We start from the raw sequence: 24112 nt of genomic DNA on the forward strand, positions 1-24112 counted from the left end.
CGGCCGGGCGCGGACCCCCGGTCGAATTCGCCGGAAACCCCCGGATGGACCCTGCGCGGGTCCGACGTGCCCGAAATAGGCCCGCTCAGTGATGGAGAAGGAGAGCCGCGTCATGAAACGAACTCCGACCCTGGTCGGCGCCGGTCTGCTGGCCGCCGCCCTGGTCGCCACCGCCTGCAGCGGCGGCGCGAGCGACGGCAAGACCAGGATCACCATCGGGCTGTTCGGCAACTTCGGCTACCAGCAGCTGTTCGAGGAGTACGAGAAGGCGCACCCGGACGTCGACATCACCGACCGCACCGCCTCCTACTCCGACCACCACAAGAACCTCGCCGCCCACCTCGCCACGAACAACGGCGCCGCGGACATCGAGGCCGTCGACGTCGGCTACATCAACCAGTTCAAGGCCAACCCCGGCCAGTTCGTCGAGCTGAAGTCCGACGTCAAGGACCGCTGGCTGGACTGGAAGTGGGAGGGCTCGCTGTCCAAGGACGGCAAGCAGATCGGCTACGGCACCGACATCGGCGGCCTGGCCATCTGCTACCGCCGCGACCTGTTCGAGGCCGCCGGCCTGCCGTCCGACCGCGACCAGGTCTCCGCGCTGTGGCCCACGTGGGAGCAGTTCATGGCGACCGGCAAGCAGTTCGCGGCCAAGGCGCCGGCCGGCGCGAAGTTCTTCGACGGCGGCCCCACCGTGCTCAACGCGATCGTCGGCCAGGCCCCGACCGGCTACTACGACAAGAGCGACAAGATCGTCGTGGGCGACAACGCCGAGATCAGGAAGGGCTGGAACCTCGTCGCGCAGGGCGTCGCCGACGGCCTGTCCGCCGGGCTGCTGCACAGCACCCCGCAGTGGAACACCGGCTTCAAGCAGGGCCAGTTCGCCACCCTCGCCTGCCCGGCCTGGATGATGGCCAAGATCAAGGACCAGGCGCCCGACACCGCGGGCAAGTGGGACCTCGCGGCCGTGCCCGGCGGCGGCGGCAACTGGGGCGGCTCGTACCTGACCGTGCCCAAGCAGGGCAAGAACGTCGACAAGGCCGTGGCCCTCGCCGCCTGGCTCACCGCCCCCGAGCAGCAGGCCAAGGTCTTCGCCAGCGCCGGCCTGCTGCCCTCCGCGCCCAAGCTGTACAGCGAGGAGTCGGTGGCCAAGAAGCAGGACCCGTTCTTCAACAACGCGCCCGTCGGCAAGGTCTTCACCGACGCCGCCCGCGCGCTGAAGCCGCAGTACCAGGGCCCCAAGGCCGGTGACGTGCAGACCGAGCTCGGCAACGCCATGCAGCGCGTCGAGCAGGGCAAGCAGAGCCCGGACGAGTCCTGGAACCAGTTCGTCGGCGACGTCAAGAGGCTCGAAGACTGATGAAGACGGACTGGCGCGAACGCCGCCACCGGTGGGACATCCGGTACGCGCCGTACGCCTACATCGCGCCGTACTTCCTGCTGTTCGCGGTGTTCGGCCTGTTCCCCCTGCTCTACACCGCGTGGGTGTCGCTGCAGGACCGCAACCTGCTCGACGGCGACGCGGCCACGTTCATCGGCGTGGACAACTACGTCCAGCTGCTCACCGCGGACCCGTACTTCTGGAACGCGATGGGCAACACGCTGAGCCTGTGGCTGCTCACCACCGTCCCGCAGATCCTGTTCGCGCTCGGCATCGCGCAGCTGCTCAACCGGCGGCTGCGCGGCCGGACGTTCTTCCGGATGGGCGTGCTGCTGCCGAACATCACCTCGGTGGCGGCGGTCACGATCATCTTCGCGCAGCTGTTCGGCCGAGACTTCGGGCTGATCAACTGGGGGTTGGAGCTGTTCGGCGCCGGCCGGATCGACTGGCAGGCCGGCACCGGCAGCTCCCACACCGCCATCGCCGCGATGGTGGTGTGGCGCTGGACCGGCTACCACGCGCTGATCTTCCTGGCGTCCATGCAGGCCATCCCGACCAGCGTGTACGAGGCGGCCCGGCTGGACGGCGCGTCCGCCTGGCAGCAGTTCTGGCGGATCACCGTGCCGATGCTGCGCCCCCAGATCATCTTCTCCACGGTGATCGCCACCGCGGGCAACATGCGGCTGCTGGCCGAGCCGCTGCTGTTCAACCCCGGCGCGGGCGCGGCGACCGGCGGCTCGGACCGCCAGTTCCAGACCGCCGCGCTCTACCTCTACGAGCAGGGCTTCTCGAAGTTCGACTTCGGCTACGCGTCGGCCATCGCCTGGCTGCTGGTCATCGCGACGGTCCTCATCACCGGGTTGAGCTACCTGGCCGCGCGCCGCATCCGGACCGACTGAAGGGCTGGACATGACCACCACGCTCGAACGGCCGGCTCCGGCCTCGCCCGCGCCGTCGCGGCGGCGCCGGGCGTTGCGGATGCCCGGACCGTGGACCTACGCGGCGTTGATCGCGGTGATCGCCGGCTCGGCGTTCCCGGTGTACTGGTCGCTCGTCGTGTCGTCGCAGACACCGGACAAGGTCGACAGCGTGCCGCCGGTCCTGGTGCCGGGCGGCAACCTGTTCGCCAACATCTCGCGGGTGTTCGACCAGTCGGACTTCGCGCTGGCGATGATGAACTCGCTGATCGTGTCGGGGACCATCACCGTGTCGGTGGTGTTCTTCTCCACCCTGGCGGGCTTCGCCTTCGCCAAGCTGAAGTTCCGCGGCCGGTCGGCGCTCATGCTGCTCGTCGTCGCCACCCAGGCCGTGCCCACCGAGCTCGGCGTCATCCCGCTGTACATGATGATGAGCGACTTCGGCTGGGCGGGGGAGATCCACGCGGTCATCGTGCCCGGCCTGGTGACCGCGTTCGGCGTGTTCTTCATGCGCCAGTACTTCGAACGCGCCGTGCCCGACGAGCTGCTCGAAGCGGGCCGGATGGACGGGTGCAGCTCCCTGCGCCTGTACTGGCACGTGGTCCTGCCGGCGGCCCGCCCGGCCGCCGCCGTCCTCGGCCTGTTCACGTTCATGCAGGCGTGGAACGACTTCTTCTGGCCGCTGGTCGTGCTGACGCCGGAGAACCCCACCGTGCAGACCGCCCTGTCCACCCTGGCCAGCGGCTACACGACCGACTACACCCTCGTGCTCACCGCGGCGACCATCGGCACCGTGCCGGTGCTCGCGGTGTTCCTCCTGTTCGGCCGGCAGATCGTCGGCGGAATCATGCAAGGAGCTCTCAAAGGATGACCGACTTCCCCCAAGGATTCCGCTGGGGCGTCGCCACTTCGGCCTACCAGATCGAAGGGGCCGTGGACGCCGACGGGAGAGGACCGTCGATCTGGGACGCGTTCGGCGCGGTGCCGGGCGCGGTCGCCGGTGGCGACACCGGCGCGGTCGCGTGCGACCACTACCACCGGATGCCCGAGGACCTGGCGCTGCTCGGCGAGCTCGGCGTGGACGCCTACCGGTTCTCGGTGGCGTGGCCGCGGATCGTGCCGGACGGCGCGGGCCGGGTCGAGCAGCGCGGGCTGGACTTCTACCGCAGGCTGGTCGACGGGCTGCTGGACCGCGGCATCGAACCGTTCCTCACCCTCTACCACTGGGACCTGCCGCAGGCCCTGGAGGAACTGGGCGGCTGGCGCTCGCGCGACACCGCCGAGCGGTTCGCCGAGTACGCCGCGGTCGTGCACGACGCCCTGGGTGACCGGGTGTCGAAGTGGACGACGTTCAACGAGCCGTACGTGTCCTCGATCGTCGGCTACGGCGAAGGCCGGCACGCGCCGGGCGCGCGGGAGGGCCACGGCTCCCTCGCCGCCGCGCACCACCTGATGGTGGCGCACGGGCTCGCGGTGCGCGCCATGCGCGGCACGCCCGGTCACGAGTTCGGGATCGTGCTGAACCAGTCGCCGTCGACCCCGGTCACCTCGTCGGACGCGGACGTCGCCGCGGCGCGCAGGCACGACCTGCTGCTGCGCCGCCAGTTCACCGAACCGCTGTTCGCGGGCCGCTACCCGGACGACTACGAGGACACGTTCGCGGGCGTCACCGACCTGTCGTTCCGGCGGGACGGCGACCTGGAGCTGATCTCCACGCCGCTGGACTACGTGGGCATCAACTACTACTACCGGCAGCACGTGGCCGACGCGCCGCACCGCGACCCGGACCCGGCCACCCGCACGTCGATCGACATCGGCATCGACACGACCCGCCTGCCGGACGTGCCCCGCACCGCGATGAACTGGCCGGTCGAGCCCGAAGGGCTGACCCAGACGCTGGTGGGGCTGAAGGAGCGCTACCCCGACCTGCCGCCGGTGTACGTCACCGAGAACGGGTGCGTGTACCCGGACCACCCCGGCTTCGTCGACCAGGAGCGCATCGAGTACCTGCGCACGCACCTCGCGGCGGCCAACGACGCCGTCGCCGCCGGCGTCGACCTGCGCGGCTACTTCGTCTGGTCGTTCCTGGACAACTTCGAGTGGGCGCACGGCTACAAGCACCGGTTCGGCCTCGTGCACGTGGACTACGAGACGCTGGTCCGCACGCCCCGGGCGAGCTTCCACTGGTACCGCGACCTGGTCGCCGAGCAGCGCGCCAGGACGGCCGCGGCGGGGTGACCTGCGTGGCTGCCGTCGCGCGGGGGCGCGTCCGCGCGACGGTGGCCGTGCCCCTCGCGGCCCCGCTGCTCCCGACCATGCCGGCCGCGCCTCGGCCCGACCGTCACGGCCACGGGTTCGGCGTGCACGACTTGCCGTCCGGGACGATCGCGACACCCTGGTCGCTGCCCGTCGTGATCGACGCCAACCCGTCGTTGTCCACGCTCAACGTCTGCTGCATCATCACCGGCGCCGGCGAGCCGTCCGCCGGGCACACCTCGTGGCCGAGGCCGAGGAAGTGCCCGACCTCGTGGTTGACCGCGTAGACCCGGTAGCCGCGCAGGTCCTCGCCGTAGGTGTGCGCGCCCCGGAACCAGCGCGCCGAGCTGAGGTGCACCGTCGACCCGACCCGGCACGACGTGTCGTAGGGCAGCTCGAACCCGCACAGCGACCGCGCGGTGCGCTGCGAGGTCAGCCGGATCCGCAGCTCCGGCTCCACGTCGTCGCCCACCCGCCGGAACGCGTGCCTGCCCGCCCACCCGCGGGGGTGCCGCAGCACGTGGTCGACCACGGCCGCGAACGAGTCGTCGCCGTGCGGCAGCACCACCCCGTCCTCGACCTCGACCGAGTACGCGATGCCGGAGGCGCGGGCCGAACCCGGCGGCGGCACGACGTGCCACGTGCCCGTGCCCTGCTCCGGGAACGCCGGACCGGCCGGCAGGTCCGCGCCGGAGCGCAGCGAGTCGACCGTCGGCGCGCCGCGCTGCGACGAGGGCGCGGGCGCGGACGTGGCCGGCACGACACCGGACGGGGGCCACGTCACCGTCGCGGGCCGGGCCTCCAATCCGACGTCCAGCGCCACCACCGTCGCCGCCGCCAGGCAGACACCGGCCAGGTAGGGCACCGCGGCGACGGGTTTCACGCCGGCTCCAAGCCGGCCGAGCCGTACGCGCAGGCGGCGTTCCACAGCAGGAACGACGGCGCGCCCGCCTCCGCGGTGGCCCGCACCTGCGCCTGGACCTCGGCCGGGCCGTACGCGTGACCCAGCGAGAACGCCTGCAACCACGGGATCACCGTCGCGCCGCTGTCACCGGTCAACCGGACGAAGTCCGCGACCGACGCCCGCACGATCTCGTAGGGCTGCGCGTTCGGGTTGTCCACGCCGTACTCGCCCGGACCCCAGTGCGACGGGTAGACCATCGGCGCGACGTAGTCCACGTGCGCCGAGATGGCCGGGATGTCCTGCGCCACGTCCACCGGGCTGTGCGCGGCGATGCCGAACACCGACGCGCCCAGGTACGCGCCCAGCGGCCGGACCGCGGCCCGGTTGTCCTTCAGGAAGTCCACGATGGACTGCTCGGGGCTGGTGGTCAGGCCGGGGAACACCATCTGCCCGATCGGGCCGTCCGGCCGCCGCACGTAGTCGTAGAGGATGTCGTCGAAGCCCAGCGACGCGGCCTCCTCGGCGATCGCGATGTTGTAGGCCCGCACGTCCGGGTTGGCGAAGTTGGTGAACGCGTACTCGCCGTAGTGCGCCGACCAGGGCGCGCCGGCCGTGTTCTGCGCCACCCGGTCGCGCGCGCCCGAGTCCCACGACGCCTTGCCGAGCACCGGGTCGCGGAACGCCACCAGCCTGCCGACCACCCGCAGGCCCAGCCCGTGCAGCTCCTGCACCGCCGCGCGGGCGTCGTAGTAGTTGCGGGTCGCCCCGATCTGCCTGGCCAGCGGCACCTGCGAGTCGTAGCCGATCTCGCCGCTCTCGTCCTTGATGTCGAGCTGCACGGTGTCGATGCGGCCCTCGCGCGCCATCGCCAGCACCGGGTCGCGCAACGACGCCGTGGCCCACGCGGCGGCGCTCATGTGCACCCCGCGCATCCCGGGGTGGGTGACCTTCACCGCGACGTCCTGGCGCTGCGCGTTGCCGGCGGCGTCGCTGGCCTCGACCCGGACGCTGGTGGCCGTCGACGCCAGCGAGGCCTCGAACTTCCCGTCGCGCACCGGCACCCGCTGGTCGCCCACCAGCACCACGTCCGCGCCGTCCGCGCTGCCCTTCACCGTCACCGGGCCGCGCGGCGACTCGGCCTCGGCCACGTCCACCTTCAGCGCGGGCGGTGTGGCGTCGACCGTGAACTCGCGCTGCACCTCCACGTCCGGCATCCAGGGCAGCGGGTTGGCCGCCCGCACGGACAGCGTGTGCCTGCCCTCGGCGAGCTTGACCCCGGTCAACGTCATGCGGCCGTCGGCGCGTCGCGCTTCCACCGGCTGTCCGTCCACGTGCACGGTGACACGGTCGAGCCCGCTGACCTCCGCGGTGGTGATGGACACGCGCTCTACACCCGAAGGAGTGACAGCGGTGCCGTCGCCCAGCTCCGCCACGGCGAGGCCCACCCCGCGCCCGTGCACGATCGTCGTGACGACCCCGGCGACCAGCAGCAGCACCACGAAGCCGACGACCGGGATCAGCACGCGCTTGAGCTTCCGGGGCGAATCCGACATCGAGTGTCTCCGATCTGGCGGGGCATCGGTCACCAGCGACTTGACCGGGCGGCGGGGCACCAAACCCGTGGTCATCCGATGGGGTGTACGACCGTGTCGACCCGGCGCCGGCGCGGAACCATGCGACCGTGAACACCACGTCGACGCGGGTCCGGACCGTCCTGGCGCTCGTCGCGGCCCTGTGCTGCGGCTGCGCCGGCCAACCCGGGGCGGTGCCGCCCGACGAGGCCGCCGCGCAGCTGCCCGCACCCCCCTCGTCCGCCCCGCCATCCTCCGCCACACCGCCCGATCCGGCAGCGGTGGGCGCCAACGAGCTCGGCCAGGTGCCGATCCTGATGTACCACCGGCTCGTCGAGCAGCCCGCGTCGGTCTACGACCGGACCCCGGCGGCGTTCCGCGCCGAGCTGGAACGGCTCGCCGCCGAGGGCTACGTGCCGGTGACCACCGCCGAGTACGCGACCGGGCGCGTCGACCTCCCGGCCGGCGCGCACCCCGTCGTGCTGACCTTCGACGACGGCGACGCGACCCAGTTCGCGCTCGACGCCGAGGGCAAGCCGGCGGCGGGCACGGCCATCGCGATCCTGCTGGACGTCGCCGCGCGGCACCCCGGCTTCCGGCCGGTGGCGAGCCTGTACGTCAACGCCGGGCCGTTCGGGTCGCCGGACGGCGCCGCCCTGCGCTGGCTGCGCGACCACGGCTTCGAGATCGGCAACCACACCCGCGACCACACCAACCTCTCCCTGGCCGACGACGGGGGAGTGCAGGAGGCGATCGCGGCCGGGCAGCGGGAGATCCAGCGGGCCCTGCCCGACTACCCGGTGTCCAGCCTGGCGCTGCCGTTCGGCGCGATCCCCGGCAACGGCGCGCTCGCCCGGCGCGGCGGCTTCGAGGGCACGTCGTACGACTACGCGTGCGTGCTGATGGTGGGCGCGGGCCCGGCGCCGTCCCCGTACGCGGCGGACTTCGACCCGGCGCGCACGCCGCGCATCCGTTCACAGGACCCGACCGGCGAGGACGCGCGGTACGGCTCGACGGTGTGGCTCGACCAGCTGGCCGCCGCACCGGCCCAGCGCTACACGTCCGACGGCGTCCTCGACCGCATCTCCTACCCGGCCTCGGCGGGCACCGCTCCCGCGGCGGGGTTCGCGGACCGGGCCGTCGCCTACTGAACCGCACCTGCCGAGACCGCCGACCCGCACCGCCGCCGGCCCCGCCTGCCCACCCGCCTACACCCGGCCCGCCGGCCCCGACCTGCCGCGACCGCCGCTCACGCCGTGGCGCGGGCGTGGTCGCGCAGGGCGATCGCCGCCCGTTCCAGGCTGCCCAGCACACCCGGCGGCAGCTCGTGGTGCCGACCCACCACCTCCTGCGCCATGACCTGCATCGGCGCCGACTCCTCCGCCTCCACCACCGCGAGCACCTTGAACGCCGTGCCCGGCGCGAACAGCACCCGCTCCTGGATCACGCTGCCGAACGAGTCGACCACCGACACCCGCCGACCCGTCGCCGACCACAGCAGGAACTCGACCCGCCCGTCGACCGGCACCTCCGGCCCCGCCACGGTGTTGAGCAGACCGTGCTCCACCAGCACGTCACCGGTCCGGAACCGGCGCGCTTCACCCCAGCACACCGTCACGCCCCGGTGCGTCGGCAGCCGTCGCAGCCCCGACACCACCGACGCCGCGTACGGCCACAACCGGCCCAGCTTCCCGCTGCGCAGCGCCTCGACCAGGACCTCCTCGTCGTCGCGCAAGCACGCCGACACCGCCGCGAGGTCCGTCACCACCGCCTCGAACGCCTCCGGGTCGTCCGGCCGCTCGACGATGTGCCGGCACGCCACCGCCGCGTGCTCGCCGTACCGCTCGCCCAGCATCCGCCGCAGCGCGTCGCGCTCCGGCTCCGTGCTGCGGTGGTCGACCGGCACGACCTCCTCGCCCAGCTGCTCGCCCCACACCGGCGCCGGGGTGTCCGCCAGCGGGCCGTCCACGCTCAGCGGCACCGGCTCGTCGGCCGTCACGGGCGGCGGCGGTTCCTCGGCCACCGGCGGACGCGGCATCGGCGACGGGTCGCAGAACACGACCTTCAGCAGCCGCCGCACCTCCGGCTCCAGCCGTTCCACCAGCGACGCGCCCGCCACCGCGACCGCGCCCGCGGTCGTGCGGCCGGGCGAGCCGACGGTCAGCCGGGCCCACTCCGGGTCCACCGGCAGCGACCGCACCTCCGGCCCGTTGTCCTCCGCGTCGCGCACCCACAGCCCGGACGGCACGACCTCCAGCACCACGCCGCCGCCCAGGTCGAAGATGCCCGGTCCGCGTTCCACCAGCCCCTGCACCGGCACCCGGTAGCCCGAGACGACCGGCGCGCCACCCGGCGCGTGACGGACCTCGGTCACGTACGGCCGCCACGTCTGCTGACCGCGCGGGTTCACCGCCACCACGGCCGCGCCGCTGCGCACCGAACCCACCGGCAGCCCCGTGTACAGCGAGATCGGCTCACCGAGCTGGTCGGCCACCGCCTGCGCCTGGTGCTCGCCGCCGTACCAGACCAGCCGCACCCGCGACCGCGCCACCGACGGCAGCCCGCCCAGCAGGCGGCACACCTCGTCGGTCGGGATGGGCGGCTGGCCGGGCCCGCCGACCACGACGGTCAGCACGTTGTCCCGGCACGGCAGCCCGATCACCGCCCGCGCGTCCGGCGCCTGCGGGTCGAACTGCGCGCGTTGCGCCCGCAGCCACAACCCCGCCGGGATCGGCTCGGAGATGCCCACCTCGCCCGTCGGCCACGGCGTGTTCGGGTCGACCGCCTCCCAGTTCGGCACCGGGAACCGCCGGCCCATCGGCACCGGCGACGCGCCCGGCAGGAACCGCAGCCAGCAGCCGTACCCGCCGTTGCCCGCGACGAACGCCGCGCCCGGCACCGTGGTGACCGCGCCGTCCGGCGCCACCACCTCCGCCTGCAACTGCTCGCTCAGCCACTGCGCGGGCGCCGTCGGCCGCATCGACCCGGAGTGCGCGGTCATCAGCCGCACCGGCCCCCGGCCGTGCAGCGCGGCGGCCACGGCGGGCCAGAACGACGTCTCGTCGCCACCGGGCGGCTCGACGACGACCACCGTGCGACCGCGGTCGACCGGCAGGCTCCGGCCGAGCGCGACCGCGGCGGGGCTCGCGCCACCGGGCGGCCCGACCACCAGCGTCGCCCCGGCGAACGAGGCCGAGAACTGCGCCGGCGCGGGTGCGGGCGCCGGTGGCGGCGCGACGGGCTCTCGTTCGACCACCGGCTCCACCTGCGGGGCACGCTCCTTCGGTGCGGCACGTCGGAACATCAAGGCGCCCGATCACCTCCAGGCACGACTGCGCGGGAACGCCCGCACTCTACGCGGATGTCACCCGAACGAGTGTGGGCGCGGTGCCCCACGCTCGTCCACTGTGGACCTGAGAGCGGCTCCGACCAGCGCGCCGAACGCCACGTGGTCCGCCCACTGCGCCGCCCGGGGCAACTCCCGGACGGCCGGGAACCACCGTCCGACCAGCTCCAGGTCCACCACCGCGATCACCGCGCCGGCCACCGCGCCCGTGCGCGCGTCCAGCGGCCACCGCCGGTCCACGGCCGCCAGCACCGCCGTCCAGCACGCCGACACGCCGAGGTGGGCGACCGCGCCGCGGATCACACCCGTGCCGCCCAGCAAGGACGCCGCCGCCCGCGTCGACCGCAGAACGTCACCACCGGTCCACAGCGCGTGCGCGGTCGACGGCACGCCGCCGAGCACCGCGGCGACCACCCACGCCCGCCCCGCGCGTGGACCGGACCTGCGCCGGGTACCCGGCACGCCGGGAACTCCCGGGGCCCGCCTGCTCCGTTGTGATTCCATGTTCGAACCTGTGTTCGAGTATGACAAGATCACGGGTGAACCACACCGACGACGTGCCCGACCGTATCCGGTCACCGGGGACCGCGCGGGTCGCCCGCCTCGCTCGGCTACCGTGAACGCCGCTCGACACACGCCACGACCTGGGGAGAACGACCCGGTGACCGCTGAGATCCTGTACGGGGCCGACGACCTGACCCACCTGGAGGGTCTGGAGGCAGTGCGCAAGCGCCCCGGCATGTACATCGGGTCCACCGACAGCCGGGGCATCAACCACCTGTTCACCGAGGTGGTCGACAACTCCACCGACGAGGGCGTGGCCGGCCACGCCACCAAGATCGTCGTCACCCTGCACGCCGACGGCAGCGTCCAGGTCGACGACGACGGCCGCGGCATCCCCACCGGCACCCACGCCAAGTCCGGCCTCTCCGGCGTCGAGCTCGTCCTCACCCGGCTGCACGCCGGCGGCAAGTTCGGCGGCTCCGGCTACAAGACCTCCGGCGGCCTGCACGGCGTCGGCGCGTCCGCCGTGAACGCCCTGTCGCTCCGCTACGACGTCACCGTCCGCCGCGAGGGCAAGACGCACGAGATGTCGTTCGCGCACGGCGTCCCCGGCGTGTTCGACGGCCCCGGGCCCGAGGCCGGCTTCACCCGCCAGTCCGGCCTGCGCGTCACCGGCCGCACCAAGCGTACCGGCACGTCCACCCGCTACTGGCACGACGCCCGCTACTTCGAGAACGGCGCCGCGCTCGACGTCGAGGCCGTCCGCACGAAGCTGCGCAACACCGCGTTCCTCGTGCCCGGCGTGACCTACACCCTGCGCGTCGCCACCGACGACGCGATCGGCGAGGAGACGTTCCACTACCCGGGCGGCCTCGTCGACATGGTCGACCACCTCGCGCCGAGCAGCGACAAGCCGGTCACCGGCACGCTGCTCATCACCGGCACCGGCGTCTACCACGAGAACGCGGCCGACGAGAACGGCGTCATGCGGTCCAAGGTCGAGCGCCAGGCCGAGGTCGAGATCGCGCTGCGCTGGGGCACCGGCTACGAGCGCATCGTCGAGTGCTTCACCAACACCATCCGCAACGTGCACGGCGGCACCCACCGCCGGGGCTTCGAACGCGCCGTGCTCAAGTCGGTCCAGGACGCCATCGGCAAGACCAGGGGCCTGCTCAAGCCCAAGGAAGACCCGCCGACCCTGGACGACGTCCTCGAAGGCATGACGGCCGTCGTCCACGTCCGCATCCCCGAACCGCAGTTCACCTCCCAGACGAAGGACGAGCTCTCCACCGCCGGCATCACCAAGGTGGCGCTCACCCTCGTCGAGAAGCACCTCAAGGCCTGGACCGAGGACCGCCGCACCAAGGCCGAGGCCAAGATCGTCCTGCAGAAGGTCGTCGACGCCTCCCGCGTCCGCCTGACCCAGAAGCAGCAGAAGGACGCCGCCCGCCGCAAGACGGCCCTCGAAGGCGCCGCGATGCCCGCGAAACTCGTCGACTGCCGCACCACAGGTGTTTCGCGTAGCGAACTGTTCCTGGTGGAAGGCGACAGCGCCCTCGGTTGCTTCACCGGTGACACGATGGTGGCGTTGGCCTCCGGACGTGCGATGAGCTTCGCGCAGCTCACCGCCGACTGGGGACGTGGTGTCACGCACTTCGGCTACACGACCAACCGCGCCGGCCGCGTCGTCGTCGCACCGCTCGTGGAGCCCCGGCTGACCAAGCGGAACGCGCCGCTGGTGCGGGTCACGCTCGACAGCGGCGAATCCGTCCGCTGCACCCCGGACCACTTGTTCCGGCTTCGCGACGGCTCCTACCGGCGAGCGGACCAGCTCCAACCGGGCGATTCGTTGATGCCGCTGTACCGCTCGATCTCGGCCAAGGCCTCGGGCGACAAGCTCGACGGCTACGAGCGGATCTGGATGAACGACCGCGAGGAGTGGGTCTACACGCACTACCTCGCCGACGCGTACAACCTCCGGCACGGCCGTGACAGCGCCCAGAACGGCGCCGTCCGCCACCACGTGGACGTCGACAAGCGCAACAACGACCCGCGCAACCTCCGCCGGATGACGTGGGACGACCACGCCGCCCTGCACGCCTCGATGATGGGTGAGCACGTCCACGCCGGCTACCGGGCTTGGCTCGCCGAGGGCGGACTCGAGTTCAAGTCGGCGATGCTGTCGGCGCAGTGGCAGGACCCGGACTTCCGGCAAGCCTGCCTGGCGCGGTTGGCGGCCTTGAACGCCGACCCCGCGTTCCGGCGGCGGATCGAGCAGGGATTCCAGGACTGGTACGCATCGCTCACCGACGACGAGCGCGTCGAGTACGCCGAGCGAATGCGCGAGAGGCAAGCGGCCTATTGGGCGCACCCCGAGCATCGTGCGCAAGCCGCGGAACGCGTCAGGGCGTACTTCGCCGACCCGAGCCGACGGGCGCAGTGGCGTGAGCGGTCGTTGGCGCAGTGGCAGGACCCGGACCTGCTGGCTTGGCGCTCGAAGGCCACGACCGACCAGTTCGCGGACCCGGCCGAGCGGGAACGCCAACGCGCCGCCGTCGTCGCCTGGCACCAGGAGCACCCCGAGTTCGGGGAGCGGCACTCCGCCCGGATGAAGGCGCGGATGCTCGACTCCGGCACCGGTCACCTGGCCAAGGTGCAGGCGGGCCGCCACCGTTACGTGGAGACGGTGTCGAGGGCCGACCGCGTCGCCAAGCAGGTCGAAGGCAGGCGGATCGCAGCGCTCAGGCGACTGCGACCGCTGCTGTCGTCGACCGACGCGGAGATCGGCTCGGCGTACGAGGCGGACCGGCTGGTCAACGCCCGCACGGGCTTGAAGTTCGACCGCTTGCTCGACGGCTTCGACGGCGACCTCGGTCGGCTCCGGGAAGCCGCGTCCCACGTCAACCACAGCGTGGCCTCGGTCGAACCGCTCACCGAGACCGCCGACGTCTACGACCTGACGGTCGACGGCTATCACAACTTCGCGCTCGAAGCCGGTGTCTTCGTGCACAACAGCGCGCGCATGGCCCGCGTGTCGGAGTACCAGGCGTTGCTGCCGCTGCGCGGCAAGATCCTCAACGTGCAGAAGGCCAGCCTCGCCGACACCCTGCGCAACGTCGAGATCGCCAGCATCGTGCAGGTCCTCGGCGCGGGCACCGGGCGGACGTTCGACCTCACCACCATGCGCTACGGCCGGGTCATCCTGATGGCCGACGCGGACGTCGACGGGTCCCACATCCGGACGTTGCTGATCACCCTGTTCGCCAAGTACATGCGGCCCGTGATCGAGGACGGGCGGCTCTACGCCGCGATGCCGCCCCTGCACAAGGTGATGACCAAGGGCCGCAACCCGGAGACCCACTTCACCTTCACCCAGCGCGAGATGGAGCAGAAGGTCGCCAGGCTGGAGAAGGCGGGCAAGACGGTGGTCAAGCCCGTGCCCCGGTTCAAGGGCCTCGGCGAGATGGACGCGGACGAGCTGTGGGAGACCACGATGAACCCCGCGACCCGCTCCGTGCGCCGCATCACCATCCACGACGCGGAGGCCGCGGAGGCCGCGTTGGAGCTGCTGATGGGCGAGAAGGTCGAGCCGCGCCGGGCGTGGCTCGTCGAGTCCTCCGCCCGGGTCGACCAGTCCGCGATCGACATCTGACCCGCCTGACACACGAGGGAACGACCGACCATGGCACGCCGCAAGACCCCCACGACCAGGGTCGACCCGTCCGCCTTCGACCGCGCGGGCGCCCAGGTCTTCGACAACTCCCTGACCACCGAGATCGAGGACTCCTACCTGGAGTACGCCTACTCGGTGATCCACTCCCGCGCCCTGCCCGACGCGCGGGACGGCCTCAAGCCGGTGCACCGCCGCATCCTGTTCTCGATGAACGAGCAGGGCTACCGCCCGACCAGCGCGTACGTGAAGTCGTCCCGCGTGGTCGGCGACTGCTTCGTGCGCGGCGCGCTCGTCTCCACACCGGACGGGCTGCGGCCGATCGAGCAGATCGAGATCGGCGACCGCGTCCTGGACGGGCGGGGCGAGCCGGTCGAGGTCGACGCCGTCTACGAGAACCCGGTGTCGGAGCTGGTGCGCGTCACGTGGTCCGACGGCCACTCGATGCTCGTCACGCCCGGCCAGCGGTTCCACACCGGGGACGGCTGGGCCGACGGCGACTGGACCGCCGCCCGCGACCTCGTCGGCTCCCGCACGTCCGGCTTCGGCGCCGAACGGCACGCGAACCTGCTCGCCGACGGCGACGCGGCCGGATTCGTGCTCGGCCTGGTGGCCGCGTCCGGTGACGTGCTCGCCGACCGGCGGGTGCGGCTGGAGTCCACGGACGTCGACGCCGTGGACATCGCGCACGGCTGGGCCATCGCGCACGACGTCACCGTGTCCCGGGAGAAGGACGGCGACCGGCTCACCCTCGTCTTCGCCCGGCACGCCGAGCTGGAAGCGGCGGCGACCGGCCGGCTGGACGCCGTGCTGCGCGACCGGTCGGCGTGGACGCCGTTCGTCGCGGGCCTGTTCATCGCCTCCGGTCACGTCCGCGACGGCCGCGACATCGTCCTGCCCGGCGGCGACGCGGAGTACGCCGTGCTCGCCGACGCGGGCGTGCGCACCCTCCGTGACGGGGCGGTCCTGGCGGTCACCGGCCGTGACGCCGCCGCGCTGGCCGTGGCGCTGCTGCGCTGGACCGGCGTCGGCCCGCGCCAGGACGGCCTGGTCCAGGTGATCCGCAACGCCCGGCACGCCGCCGACGAGCCGTTCCCGCACGTCGTCTCGGTCGAACCGGCCGCGCCGGACACGACCTTCGACATCCGGGTGTCGAGCCCGGAGCACGCGTTCGTGGTGAGCGGCTTCGTCGTGCACAACTGCATGGGCAAGTACCACCCCCACGGCGACACCGCGATCTACGACGCGATGGTGCGCCTGGCCCAGGACTTCTCCCTGAACACCCCGCTGGTCGACGGGCACGGGAACTTCGGTTCCCCGGACGACGGACCGGCCGCGAGCCGTTACTGCGTCGTCGGTGATACTCGAATTCGCCTCGCGGATGGCACGAGCCCGCGCATCGCGGACTTGGTGGGACTTCCGGCGGATTCCGAAGCCGACGCGGATTTCGAGGTTCTGGACAAGGACGGCAAGGCCGTTCGGGTCGACAAGGTGTTCAACTCCGGTGTGCACCCGACGATCCGGATGACGACGAAGTCCGGTTTCTCGGTGCGGGGCAGCGAGAACCACCTCGTGCTCTGCCTGGAAGCCCCGATGGGCGTGCCGATCTTCCAGTGGCGCCGGCTTGACGAGCTCCAGCCCGGCGCGGTCGTCGCGGTCGCGCGCAACGCCTGGTCGCAGGTGGTGCCCACGGCGCAGGAGTACATGCTGGGCGTGCTCGGTGGCGCGTGGGTCTCGGAGGGCTGCGCCGGCGAGACCCGGGCGGGGTTCACCAACACCGACGAGCACTTCTTCGGCGAGGTGCTGCACGCGTACGACCAAGTGGTCGCCGGCCGGCGGTACGTCTCGCAGCGGCAGACCCGTCAGGACGGGAAGCTGATCCACGAGATCGACATCCAGGACTGCGCCGGCGGCATGGAAGCCTTCCGGAACAGTGTGCTCGCGGAATTCATCGGTCACCAGGCCCGTGAGAAGTTCGTTCCTGAGTTCGTGTGGAACGGCGGTTGGGGCGTGAAGCGCGCGTTCCTGATGGCGGCGTTCGAGGGTGATGGTGGTTGTCGCGAGGCGGACAACAGTTTTACGATCCAGTACAGCACCTACAGCGCCAAGCTGGCTGCGCAGTTGCAGGAACTGCTGGCTGAGTTCGGCGTGATCGCCACTCGTCGCCAGTACCGGCGCTCCAGCGGCTCGGAGGAACACCGCTTGGTGGTGTCGGGCCTCCGGAACGTCCGCGCCTTCGCGGAACGCGTCGGGTTCCTCAGGACGAAGCAGGCGGAGTTGGACGTCCTGCTCCGTCGCTCCCCGTTGCGGGCGCACCGGTCGAGCGCGGACAGCGTTCCGTTCGTGGCCGACTACGTCCGCGGCGCGCTGGACTTCGATCGCCGCGGCAGCGGCCGGAAGTGGCTCGCGCAGCACAACTTCGACCGCGTGGAGCGGTGGGAGACCGAGCGCCTGCGGATCATCGACCGGATCAAGGACACCGAGGTCCTGGCGACGATCCTGCCGGTCATGGACTCGGGGTACCGCTTCGAGGCGGTGACCGGGGTGGAGGCGTGCGAGCCGGCCGAGGTCTACTCGGTCCGGGTGGAGTCCGACGACCACTCGTTCCTGGCCGGTGGCTTCGTCAACCACAACACCGAGGCCCGGATGTCGCCGGCGGCGATGTTGCTGGTCGGCGAGCTGGACGAGGAGACGGTCGACTTCCGGCCCAACTACGACGGCTCGCTGCAGGAGCCGACGGTGCTGCCGGCGGCGTTCCCGAACCTGCTCGTCAACGGCACGTCGGGGATCGCGGTCGGGATGGCGACGAACATGATCCCGCACAACCTGGGCGAGGTCGTGGCGGCGGCGCGGCACCTGGTGACGCACCCGGACGCGACGCTGGACAAGCTGATGGAGTTCATCCCGGGCCCGGACCTGCCGACCGGTGGCGTGCTGCTCGGGTTGGACGAGGTGCGCAAGGCGTACGAGACCGGGCGCGGCGTGGTGCGGATGCGGGCCAAGGTCGAGACCGGGTTGCTGGAGGGCAGCCGGGGCAGGCAGGCGATCACGGTCACCGAGCTGCCCTACGGCGTGGGCCCGGAGAAGATCATCGAGAAGATCACCGACGAGGTGACGAAGTCCAAGCGGCTGACCGGGATCTCCGACGTGAAGGACCTCACCGACCGCGAGAACGGCACGCGCGTGGTGATCGAGTGCAAGGTCGGCGTGAACCCGCAGGCGTTGCTGGCCGACCTGTACCGGCTCACGCCGATGGAGCAGTCGTTCGGCATCAACAACCTGGTGCTGGTGGAGGGCCAGCCGCGGACGTTGGGGCTCAAGGCGCTGCTGGAGGTGTTCCTCAAGCACCGCTACGAGGTGGTCACCCGGCGCACCCGGTTCCGGCGGCGCAAGCGCGAGGACCGGCTGCACCTGGTCGAGGGCCTGCTCAAGGCGCTGCTGGACATCGACAAGGTGATCAAGCTCATCCGGGGCAGCGAGAACGCCGCCGCCGCGAAGGAGGGCTTGATGGCGAAGTTCGAGCTCTCCGAGATCCAGGCGACCTACATCCTGGACACGCCGTTGCGCCGGTTGACCCGCTACGACTCGTTGGAGCTGGAGGCGGAGCGGGAGAAGCTGCGCAACGAGATCGCCGAGCTGAGCAAGATCCTGGACGACCCGGCGGTGTTGAAGAAGGTCGTGTCGACCGAGCTGGCGAAGGTGGCCAAGGACCTGCAGCAGGAGCGGCGGACGGTGCTGCTCGACGGCGACCTGAAGGAGGTGCTGGCGGCGTCGAGGCCCGCCGGTCCGCTGGAGGTCGCCGACGACCCGTGCCAGGTGATCCTGTCCGCGACGGGCCTGGTGGCGCGGACGGCGGCCGAGTCGGAGGAGTCGTCGGAGGCGCGTCGCCGCAACGGGCGGATCAAGCACGACGCGGTGGCGGCGACCGTGCACACGACGGCGCGCGGCCAGGTGCTGGTGGTGACGAACCGGGGTCGGGCGTTCAAGACGGACGTGCTGCCGCTGCCGGTGTTGCCGGAGCAGAGCGGCACGGTGTCGTTGAGCGGGGGCATGGCGGCCGGTGAGCTGGTGGAGCTGGAGGCCGGTGAGCGGGTCGTGGGCATCGCGCCGCTGACCGACACCGAGTCGCCGGGGCTGGCGCTGGGCACGCGGTCGGGCACGGTGAAGGTGTGCGCGCCGGAGTGGCCGGTGCGGTCGGACGAGTTCGAGGTGATCACCCTCAAGGAGGGTGACGAGGTGGTCGGCGCGTCGTGGTTGAGCGGCGCGGACGAGACGTTGGTGTTCGTGACGTCGGAGGCGTCGCTGTTGCGGTACCCGGCTTCGCTGGTGCGCCCGCAGGGTCTGCGCGGTGGTGGCATGGCGGGCATCAACGTGGGGTCGGACGCGCGGGTGGTGTTCTTCGGCGCGGTGCGCACGGACGACGACGAGCACGGTGAGCCGATGGTGGTCACGTCGACCGGGCAGAGCGTGAAGGTGACACCGTTCGCCGCGTACCCGGCGAAGGGCCGGGCGACGGGCGGTGTGCGGGCGCACCGGTTCCTGAAGGGGGAGATGGAGTTGGCGCTGGCCTGGGTGGGGCCGAGGCCGGCGGGTGCGGCGCGCAACGGGTCGCCGGTGGAGCTGCCGGCGGCGGACGAGCGCCGTGACGGTTCCGGTCACGCCCACCCCGGTCCGGACGTGGTCGGTCACCTGGTCGAACGGGACTGACCGGTCGGTCCGCCCGGCTCGGCGGTGGTGCTCGTTCGCGCCACCGCCGGGGCCGGGGTCGTCAGCCGTCGTGCCGGCTGCCCGCGAACACCGGGCCGTAGCGCTCCAGGTTGGCGTTGGGGTGCAGGATGGCGTGCAGGTTGAGCGCGTGCATGTCGCGCTGGATGCGGTGTCGTGTCGGGCTGTCCCCGCCGAGCACGTCGACCGCGTCCCGGGCCCGCAAGCACGCCTCGCCGAGGTCCCGGCGGACGCCGGCGCGGTCCTCGGGTGTCCACTCCTCGCCGCCGGCGGCCTTGAGGTCGACGACGGCGGCGGTGCGGCGGGCGTGGAACTCGGCTTCGTCGGCGAGCACCGTCGCCTCCCGCAGGCCCGACGCCGGGACCGATCCGCGGGCCGCGTCGACCGCGGCCCGGGCCAGGCCGACGGCGGGCGCGCTGACCGTGGCGCAGGCGGCGGGCACGAACGGCGCGCGGAACATCGGCGCGGCGGCGTGCGGGTGGGCCCGCAGCACGGGATCGAGGCGCAGCACCCGTTCCGCGGGCACGAACACGTCCTTGGCCACCGTGGTCACGCTGCCGGTCGCGCGCAGCCCGGTGGTGTGCCAGTCGTCCACGACCGAGAGGTCGACCAGCGGGATGGCCAGCGCCACCGGCGCGCGGTCGGGCAGCAGCATCGCGGCGTTGGTGGTCCAGTGGCTCTGCGGCGCGCCGGTGGTGAACGCCCACCGGCCGTTGACCAGCACCCCGCCGCCGACCGGTTCGGCCGTGGCGGTGGGGCTGAGGATGCCGGTCACCCGCACGTCCGGTTTGGCGAACACCTCGTGCCGCACGTCTTCGGGGAACTGGCCGACGACCCACGTGGAGATGGCCCACACCGCCGCCGTCCAGGCCGCCGACCCGTCGCCGCGCGCGAGTTCGGCGATCACCCCGACCACCGTGGCCAGGTCGGCTTCGTGGCCGCCGTGCGCGGCGGGCACCCGCAGCCGCAGCACGCCGGCGTCGGCCATCGCCTCCAGCGCGCCTTCGTGCAGCCTGCGGTGCTCGTCGCCCCAGGCGGCGTGGGCGCGCAGGACCGGGACGATCCCCGCGGCGCGGCGCACCAGTTCGTGCCGCTCCGTGCCGTGCCCGGCGCCGTGCGCCGCAGTGCCGTGCACCACCGTGCCGTGCCTCCCCCATCGGTGACCCGTGACACACACCTTGGCGTGCTCTGCGCCACCAGACAACACCGGAATAGCCGTCGACCCGGTACCGTTGTGCCAGTTAGTTGAAAGCGCAACTACCTGAACGAGGAGTGGCCATGCAGTTCGGTGTCTTCACCGTCGGCGACGTGACGCCCGACCCCACGACGGGGCGGACGCCGACCGAGGCCGAGCGCATCAAGGCCATGGTCGCCATCGCCCTCAAGGCCGAAGAGGTCGGCCTGGACGTCTTCGCGACCGGCGAGCACCACAACCCGCCGTTCGTCCCGTCGTCGCCGACGACCATGCTCGGCTACGTCGCGGCGCGCACCGAGCGGTTGATCCTGTCCACCGCCACCACGCTGATCACCACCAACGACCCGGTGAAGATCGCCGAGGACTACGCGATGCTGCAGCACCTGGCCGACGGCCGGGTGGACCTGATCATGGGTCGCGGCAACACCGGGCCCGTGTACCCGTGGTTCGGCAAGGACATCCGCGACGGTATCGACCTGGCCATCGAGAACTACGCCCTGCTGCGCACGCTGTGGCGGGAGGACGTGGTGGACTGGGAGGGCAAGCACCGCACGCCGTTGCAGTCGTTCACCTCGACCCCGCGCCCGCTCGACGACGTGCCGCCGTTCGTGTGGCACGGCTCGATCCGCAGCCCGCAGATCGCCGAGCAGGCCGCGTACTACGGCGACGGCTTCTTCGCCAACCACATCTTCTGGCCCAAGGAGCACTTCCAGCGGCTGATCACCTTCTACCGCGAGCGCTACGAGCACCACGGGCACGGCGCCGCGCACCAGGCGATCGTGGGCCTCGGCGGCCAGGTGTTCATGCGCCGCAACTCGCAGGACGCCGTCCGCGAGTTCCGGCCGTACTTCGACAACGCCCCGGTGTACGGGCACGGCCCGTCGCTGGAGGAGTTCACCGAGCAGACCCCGCTGACCGTCGGCAGCCCGCAGGAGGTCATCGACAAGACGCTGACCTTCCGCGAGCACTTCGGCGACTACCAGCGCCAGCTGTTCCTGATGGACCACGCGGGCCTGCCGCTGAAGACGGTGCTGGAGCAGCTGGACCTGCTCGGCGAGATCGTGCCCACGCTGCGCCGCGAGTTCGCGGTCGGCCGCCCGGCCGACGTGCCCGACGCGCCCACCCACCGGTCCCTGCTCGCGGCGGCCACCTCGGAGGCGAACGCACGATGACGCACCCGACCGTCGCGGTGGTGCAGGCCGGGCTCGGGTCGCCGTCGTCCACGCAGCTGCTGGCGACCCGGCTCGCCGAGGCCGCGCAACGGCTCGTGCCCGACCTGGAGGTGCGCACCGTGCACCTGCGGGACGTGGCGCGCGACATCGCGGACAACCTCGTCACCGGGTTCCCGGGCGCCCGGCTGCGCGACGTGGTCGAGTCGGTGGTCGGCGCGGACGCGGTGATCGCCGTGACGCCGACGTTCAACGCGTCCTACAGCGGGCTGTTCAAGTCCTTCGTGGACGTGCTGGAGCCGGAGTCGTTGGCGGGCAAGCCGGTGCTGATCGCCGCGACCGGCGGCACCGAGCGGCACTCGCTGGTGCTCGACCACGCGCTGCGCCCGTTGTTCGCCTACCTGCGGGCGATCGTGGTGCCGACCGGCGTGTACGCCGCGTCGTCGGACTGGGGCGCCGAAGGGCTGCCCGGCCGCGTCGACCGGGCCGCGGGGGAGCTGGCCGACCTGCTCGTCGGCCGGGCGCCCGCCAAGCCCGCCGACCTCGGGTTCGTGCCGTTCGACCAGCTGCTCGCCGGACGGTGAGCAGCACGCGCGGCGAGGCGGAAATGGACCTGACCGAGGTCGGGGCGCCGACTAGATTCGGCCCATGCCCGCCTCGCTGCGCCTCGCGGTGCGCAACGCCGCTGCCCTGACGACCGGCCTCGCCCACACCCGCGGGCACGCCCTGACCAGCCGTGACGGGTTCCTCGCGATGAGCGGGCCGACCCTGCTGCGGGTGCTCGTGGTGCGGCCGGACCCCGACCCTGCCGACGTCGCGGAGCTGGCGCTGCTGGTCAAGCGGGCCGAGGCGAGGGTCGTGGTCGAGGACTCGTTCGGCGCGATCGACGGCACGGCGCTCGGGCTCACCGCGCGCCACCTGCCGGTGATGATCCGCCCGCCCTCACCCGCGCCCCGGCCCGCGCTGAGGGTCGAGCCCGTGCGCACGGCCGCCGAGTGGGCCGTCGCCGAGCGGGTCGTGGTCGACGGCTTCCCGCTGCCGGGCTTCCCGACCGGCGCCGCGCTGCCCCTGGCGTTGAAGGACCGCGAGGGCTTCCGGGTGCGCACGGCGTGGCGTGACGGCGTCGTGGCCGGTGCGTGCCTGACCGTCGAGACCGGCGACGTGGCCGGCCTGTACTGGGTGGCGACCCTGCCCGAGCACCGCTCGCGCGGCGTCGGCCGGGCGTTGCTCAACGCGGCGGTCGGCGAGTTCCCGGCGCTGCCGATGACCCTCAGCGCCACCGAGCAGGGCCTGCCGCTGTACGAGTCGCTGGGCTTCTCCACCGTCACGCACGCCACCTGGTGGTCCAACCCGGCCTGACCGGGTGACGCCGGTTCGGCCGGTCTTTTCCCCGCGCGGAGCCGTTACCTCGGGAGGATGACCGCTGAGGTGGGGCAGCGGTCCCGGGTGGCCATACGACGAGGTCAACGAAGTCACCTTCGCGCCGCACGTCGAGGCCGTGCTCGCCGCGGTCCTCGGCCCGTCCGGGCTGTTCCTGATGGGCACCTTCTACCTGCTGTCCGGCCTGTTCACGCCGGAGTCGCTGGCGCGCAAGGGCGCCCGCCGGTTCGTCCGCGACCGACTCGTCCGCCTCGGCATCCCGTTCGCCCTGTCGGCGCTGCTGGTGTGGCCGCCGGCGCTGTGGGTGGCCTACCGCGCCGCCGGGCACGACGTCACCCCGTGGTGGGTGTTCACGCACCGCGACCCGCTGCTCGACTCCGGCTCGCTGTGGTTCGTCGAGATCCTGCTGCTGTTCTCCGCCGCCTACGCGCTGTTCGGCCGCCCGCGCGCGACACCGGCCGTGCTGACCGGCGGCCACCTCGTCGCGGTCACCGCGGGCGTCGTGGCGGGCACGTTCGTGGTGCGGCTGTGGTTCCCGGCGCGCAGCGGCCAGGTCGGCGACCTGCACGTCTGGTGGTGGTCCCAGCTGATCGCCATGTTCGGGGTGGGGATCGTGGGCGCGCGGTCCGGCCTGGCCGAGCGCGTGCCGGACCGGATGTGGCGCGGCAGCCGGGTGGTCGCGGCGCTGGCCGTGTTGTCCGTGCCGGTGGTCGCGGTCGCCCTCGCCGGGCAGGCGGGCCCGTTCCCGGGCGGCTGGCGGTGGCAGGCGCTGCTGTTCGCCGTCGTGGAGGCCGTGCTCGTGGTCGGCGGGTCGGTGTGGCTGCTCGGCCTGGCGCAACGGCGGCTCACCCGGGACGGCCCGCCGGCGGTGGCGCTCTCGCGCGGCGCGTTCGCCGCGTTCTTCATCCAGGGCCCGGTGCTCGTCGTGCTCGCGGTGGCGGCCCGGCCGTTGCCGTTCCCGGCCGAGGCGAAAGCATTCCTGCTCGCCGCGGTCGCCATCGCGGGGTCTTTCGGGGCAGGCCGGCTATTGACCGCCCGGACCCGGGTCGGCCGATTTCTCTAATGCGTTTGACTGCCGTCATTCACTGCGATAA

At 72.3% G+C, this 24112-nt stretch carries 14 protein-coding genes and 6 pseudogenes; 15 read left to right on the top strand and 5 right to left on the bottom strand.

The window, feature by feature from the left end:
• The first annotated feature begins 112 nt into the window (after positions 1–112).
• The 4 genes from IOD16_RS15410 to IOD16_RS15425 are packed head-to-tail and all read left to right on the top strand — an operon-like array spanning position 113 to position 4536.
• Positions 113–1360 carry an ABC transporter substrate-binding protein gene (locus tag IOD16_RS15410; protein WP_236595002.1) on the top strand — a complete coding sequence of 416 codons (1248 nt, stop codon included), beginning with the start codon at positions 113–115 and terminating at the stop codon, positions 1358–1360.
• The gene (locus IOD16_RS15415; RefSeq protein WP_123741392.1) at positions 1360–2280 is read left to right on the top strand and encodes a carbohydrate ABC transporter permease; all 921 of its coding nucleotides are present in this window, start codon (positions 1360–1362) and stop codon (positions 2278–2280) included. Before IOD16_RS15410 ends, IOD16_RS15415 begins: the two co-directional genes overlap by 1 nt.
• 10 nt (positions 2281–2290) lie before the next feature.
• Complete coding sequence (locus IOD16_RS15420) at positions 2291–3169, top strand: carbohydrate ABC transporter permease (RefSeq protein ID WP_123741393.1); 879 nt, start codon at positions 2291–2293, stop codon at positions 3167–3169.
• On the top strand, positions 3166–4536 hold the full coding sequence (locus IOD16_RS15425; RefSeq protein WP_123741394.1) for a GH1 family beta-glucosidase: 1371 nt from the start codon (positions 3166–3168) through the stop codon (positions 4534–4536). The genes IOD16_RS15420 and IOD16_RS15425 overlap by 4 nt, the downstream gene beginning before the upstream one ends.
• Positions 4537–4639: 103 nt before the next feature.
• On the opposite strand, the gene IOD16_RS15430 is transcribed toward IOD16_RS15425, so the two are convergent.
• Positions 4640–5437: a DUF3152 domain-containing protein gene (locus tag IOD16_RS15430; RefSeq protein ID WP_201440614.1), complete on the bottom strand. Its 798-nt coding sequence runs from the start codon at positions 5435–5437 to the stop codon at positions 4640–4642.
• Positions 5434–7011 carry a putative glycoside hydrolase gene (locus IOD16_RS15435; protein ID WP_201440615.1) on the bottom strand — a complete coding sequence of 526 codons (1578 nt, stop codon included), beginning with the start codon at positions 7009–7011 and terminating at the stop codon, positions 5434–5436. The genes IOD16_RS15430 and IOD16_RS15435 overlap by 4 nt, the downstream gene beginning before the upstream one ends.
• 128 nt (positions 7012–7139) lie before the next feature.
• On the opposite strand from IOD16_RS15435, the gene IOD16_RS15440 reads away from it, so the two are divergent.
• Positions 7140–8180 (top strand): polysaccharide deacetylase family protein, encoded by a 1041-nt coding sequence (locus IOD16_RS15440; RefSeq protein ID WP_236595003.1) that lies wholly within the window; start codon positions 7140–7142, stop codon positions 8178–8180.
• 98 nt (positions 8181–8278) lie between these two features.
• Here the strand turns inward: IOD16_RS15440 and IOD16_RS15445 are convergent, their stop codons facing one another.
• Positions 8279–10285 (bottom strand): hypothetical protein, encoded by a 2007-nt coding sequence (locus IOD16_RS15445; RefSeq protein WP_236595004.1) that lies wholly within the window; start codon positions 10283–10285, stop codon positions 8279–8281.
• Between the two features lie 108 nt (positions 10286–10393).
• Complete coding sequence (locus IOD16_RS15450) at positions 10394–10879, bottom strand: hypothetical protein (protein WP_236595005.1); 486 nt, start codon at positions 10877–10879, stop codon at positions 10394–10396.
• A gap of 157 nt (positions 10880–11036) precedes the next feature.
• Here IOD16_RS15450 and IOD16_RS41255 point away from each other — a divergent pair.
• From IOD16_RS41255 to IOD16_RS41490, 6 pseudogenes are all read left to right on the top strand, one after another.
• A pseudogene (locus tag IOD16_RS41255) lies at positions 11037–12440 on the top strand (ATP-binding protein); the annotation flags it as partial.
• Positions 12417–13886 (top strand): annotated as a pseudogene (locus IOD16_RS41260) (ATP-binding protein); the annotation flags it as partial. The pseudogenes IOD16_RS41255 and IOD16_RS41260, both read left to right, overlap by 24 nt.
• A 6-nt stretch (positions 13887–13892) precedes the next feature.
• Positions 13893–14531 (top strand): annotated as a pseudogene (locus tag IOD16_RS41265) (toprim domain-containing protein); the annotation flags it as partial.
• 30 nt (positions 14532–14561) lie between these two features.
• A pseudogene (locus IOD16_RS41480) lies at positions 14562–15896 on the top strand (DNA gyrase subunit A); the annotation flags it as partial.
• Positions 15897–15908: 12 nt separating this feature from the next.
• Positions 15909–16790, top strand: a pseudogene (locus tag IOD16_RS41485) (LAGLIDADG family homing endonuclease); the annotation flags it as partial.
• A 390-nt stretch (positions 16791–17180) separates the two neighbouring features.
• Positions 17181–19256, top strand: a pseudogene (locus IOD16_RS41490) (DNA gyrase subunit A); the annotation flags it as partial.
• Between the two features lie 61 nt (positions 19257–19317).
• On the opposite strand, the gene IOD16_RS15465 reads toward IOD16_RS41490, so the two are convergent.
• Complete coding sequence (locus tag IOD16_RS15465; RefSeq protein WP_236595006.1) at positions 19318–20412, bottom strand: acyl-CoA dehydrogenase family protein; 1095 nt, start codon at positions 20410–20412, stop codon at positions 19318–19320.
• A 140-nt stretch (positions 20413–20552) separates the two neighbouring features.
• On the opposite strand from IOD16_RS15465, the gene IOD16_RS15470 reads away from it, so the two are divergent.
• From IOD16_RS15470 to IOD16_RS15485, 4 genes are all read left to right on the top strand, one after another.
• The gene (locus IOD16_RS15470; protein WP_201440619.1) at positions 20553–21641 is read left to right on the top strand and encodes an LLM class flavin-dependent oxidoreductase; all 1089 of its coding nucleotides are present in this window, start codon (positions 20553–20555) and stop codon (positions 21639–21641) included.
• The gene (locus tag IOD16_RS15475; RefSeq protein ID WP_123741401.1) at positions 21638–22222 is read left to right on the top strand and encodes an FMN reductase; all 585 of its coding nucleotides are present in this window, start codon (positions 21638–21640) and stop codon (positions 22220–22222) included. The genes IOD16_RS15470 and IOD16_RS15475 overlap by 4 nt, the downstream gene beginning before the upstream one ends.
• 64 nt (positions 22223–22286) lie before the next feature.
• Entirely contained in the window at positions 22287–22997 is a 711-nt protein-coding gene (locus IOD16_RS15480) for a GNAT family N-acetyltransferase (RefSeq protein ID WP_201440620.1), read from the top strand.
• Between the two features lie 139 nt (positions 22998–23136).
• Entirely contained in the window at positions 23137–24081 is a 945-nt protein-coding gene (locus IOD16_RS15485; protein ID WP_201440621.1) for an acyltransferase family protein, read from the top strand.
• Positions 24082–24112 lie beyond the last annotated feature (31 nt).

Origin of the sequence: Saccharothrix sp. 6-C (assembly GCF_016695385.1) — a bacterium.
In the GTDB taxonomy this organism is placed as follows: Bacteria; Actinomycetota; Actinomycetes; order Mycobacteriales; family Pseudonocardiaceae; genus Actinosynnema; species Actinosynnema texasense.

Coding starts and splice junctions, on each gene's coding strand:
- IOD16_RS15425 (WP_123741394.1), top strand. CDS start 3,166: ATGACCGACTTCCCCCAAGGATTCCGCTGGGGCGTCGCCACTTCGGCC.
- IOD16_RS15480 (WP_201440620.1), top strand. CDS start 22,287: ATGCCCGCCTCGCTGCGCCTCGCGGTGCGCAACGCCGCTGCCCTGACG.
- IOD16_RS15475 (WP_123741401.1), top strand. CDS start 21,638: ATGACGCACCCGACCGTCGCGGTGGTGCAGGCCGGGCTCGGGTCGCCG.
- IOD16_RS15420 (WP_123741393.1), top strand. CDS start 2,291: ATGACCACCACGCTCGAACGGCCGGCTCCGGCCTCGCCCGCGCCGTCG.
- IOD16_RS15410 (WP_236595002.1), top strand. CDS start 113: ATGAAACGAACTCCGACCCTGGTCGGCGCCGGTCTGCTGGCCGCCGCC.
- IOD16_RS15470 (WP_201440619.1), top strand. CDS start 20,553: ATGCAGTTCGGTGTCTTCACCGTCGGCGACGTGACGCCCGACCCCACG.
- IOD16_RS15435 (WP_201440615.1), bottom strand. CDS start 7,011: ATGTCGGATTCGCCCCGGAAGCTCAAGCGCGTGCTGATCCCGGTCGTC.
- IOD16_RS15450 (WP_236595005.1), bottom strand. CDS start 10,879: ATGGAATCACAACGGAGCAGGCGGGCCCCGGGAGTTCCCGGCGTGCCG.
- IOD16_RS15415 (WP_123741392.1), top strand. CDS start 1,360: ATGAAGACGGACTGGCGCGAACGCCGCCACCGGTGGGACATCCGGTAC.